This window comes from Sphingomonas sp. Leaf22 (assembly GCF_001421715.1).
GTDB lineage: Bacteria > Pseudomonadota > Alphaproteobacteria > Sphingomonadales > Sphingomonadaceae > Sphingomonas.
In genome coordinates this window covers 1-2,383 of sequence record NZ_LMKP01000039.1, presented here as the reverse complement: position 1 = coordinate 2,383, position 2,383 = coordinate 1, and the positions used below count along the sequence as shown (strand labels likewise).

At 68.6% G+C, this 2,383-nt stretch carries 1 protein-coding gene; it reads right to left on the bottom strand.

What is annotated here, in order from left to right:
• Positions 1-350: 350 nt before the first annotated feature.
• Positions 351-2,177: an AsmA family protein gene (locus ASE70_RS13675; RefSeq protein ID WP_056505913.1), complete on the bottom strand. Its 1,827-nt coding sequence runs from the start codon at positions 2,175-2,177 to the stop codon at positions 351-353.
• Positions 2,178-2,383: the final 206 nt, after the last annotated feature.

Sequence of the window (2,383 nt, the reverse complement as noted above, 5' to 3'; positions counted from 1 at the left end):
CACGCTGGACAACGCATCCTATCCTCCCCGTCCCAAATCAAAGGAACACAGAAGAATCCAAAACGCGCCTCGTGTAAACAGTCCCCGCGCAGGCGGGGGTCCAGAGCCAAGCGGAACAACGGCTTGCGTTTGGAACCCTGGGCCCCCGCCTGCGCGGGGGCACGGCAGGGGGCCGGGATCGGTACTTTCGCAACGTTTCGAGCAACCGGACGCCTTGTACAGGCATCAAAGGTCACACTCGCGCGCGGTTGCCGGCACAGCGAAGCGGATGGCGGATCGGACGGATGTCAAAGAGCAGGCGCACGGCGCGCACCGGCGATCCTGCCGCCGGGACGACCTGTCGGAAAGCGTTATCGCAGCACCCGCCGGACCAGCGCGCCGCAATCGGCGTTGCCCGCGCGCGGGGTGTCGTCGCCACCAATCGCGCGGCCGAGCATGCGCAGGATGCCGCCCGCACTCTTCACGCCGGGCGGGATGCGGATGTCGGGGCTCTGGATACGGCCGCCGATGCGGACCGGCTGGTCGAGGTGGAGCAGCGTGCGTTGTTTCGGCGTGCCGGTCAGCGCGATCGACAGACGTTCGTCGGACAGGCGCACCACCCCCTGCCCCCGCGTCTGCGCGCGCGAGGTGTTGATCAGCAGCGGGTCGATCCGGCCGATGCCGTCGGTGACGTTCAACCGTAGCCCGAGGCAGCGCAGCCGGGCACGGGCATCGTCGTCGGTGGTCAGCCCGCGCGCGACATCGGCACCGAGCAGCGACGCCATCTTCGCCGGCAGGGTCCCGCCCGCCGCCACGAAGCCGATCATGCCGTCCGACCGCCCGATCGCCTCGCGGATCGTGTCGCCGCTGCCGACCAGCTTCAGTCGCGCCCGCAGCGGGGCATCGACCGGCGCGCCGCCGGCAAAGGTCGAGATGCGCGAATCGACCAGTTTCAGGTCGAAGGTCGCCCGGGGGCTGTTCCGTTCGCGCTGATCGACGACCACCTGCCCGGTGATCCGCCCCTGCGCAAGCCGCACCGTCAGCGGCGCGACGGTCAGGCGGCTGCGGTCGATCGCCAGCACGGTATCGAGGCTGCGCAAGCCCGCCATGTCGAGCAGACGGTCGACACGGATGGCCAGCCGCCCGTCGAGATCGCCCATCTTGGCGAGGTTGATGCGGGTGCCGGGCACCACGCGCGGACCGATGCGGCGTTCGATCGCGATCGCGCGGGCGCGCCCTTCGTCGGTGGCGAGGTCGTCGAACGACAGGTCGGCGAAGCGCAGGCTGCCGTCGATCTTCGTCCGATCGCCATCCTTGCCGATCGTCGCGTTCGCCGATGTCAGGGTCGACCGGCCGATCGTGCCCGACAGCCGTTCGATGACCCATGTCGGATCGTCGTGGCGGACGCGCGCGGTCAGCTTCACCGGCTGGGTCCCGAACAGACCGGCCTCGATCAGCGCGTCGAGCGTCTTGAGGTCGTTGGCGCGCGCGGTCAGGTCGACGGTCATGCGGTCGGTGCCGAGCGGGGAGGCCATGACCCCCTTTGCATCGACGGTGATGGTCGGGCCGTCGACCCGCGCCCGGAACGGCCATGGCCCCTCGCCGGTGATGGTCGGGCCGGTCAATGCGACCTGCACCGGGCGGTTGTCGATCGCGCCGTTCCCCTGCGCGCGAAAGCCCTTTGCATCGGAGGCGACGGTGACGGCGAAGCGGCGATTCTGCACCGCGTCGCGATAGTCGATCACGAGGTCGCGGATCGTCAGGCTGGTGATCGCCGCCGCCGAGCTTTTGTCTCCACGCTTGTCGGGTTGCCAGTTCTTGCGCCCGTCGCGGGTGCGGACCATCGCCACCCGCCCGCCATCGATGGCGAGTGCCTGAAGATCGAACGTGCCGCGCAGCAGCGGCAGCACGTCGAACCGGAAGTCGACCCGTTTCAGCCGGACCAGATCGCCCTGCCCCGCCCAGCTCGGCTGCGCGATGGTCAGCTCGCGGACGATCAGCGTGGGGGAAAAGGACAGCGGCTCGACCCGTTCGATCGTGCCGATCGATACGTCCGACCCGAAACGCTGTGCCAGCCGCGCGCTGACCCGGTCGCGCAGCACTCCCCATGGGAAGGCGGCGAGAATCAGCAGGAGGAGGAGTGCGAGGCCGAGGATGCCGCCAAGGATGAACCGCCACGGGCGCGCGAGCCTGACCATCCTGTGATAAGTCGGAACGCGGGCGTTCGTTCCGTGGGCGCAATGGAATTGCTGGGGTGAAGGTTCCTTTCCACAGGCATGATGCAGCCGCTTTCTTGATCGGGAATGGAGACCGTCCGAAAACTTTTTGCGGGAGGTACCGAACGCCAGCGCTGCACGGTAAAGCCGGGAAAGCGTCGTACTCGAGCCTCGATGCGTGGCGAGGC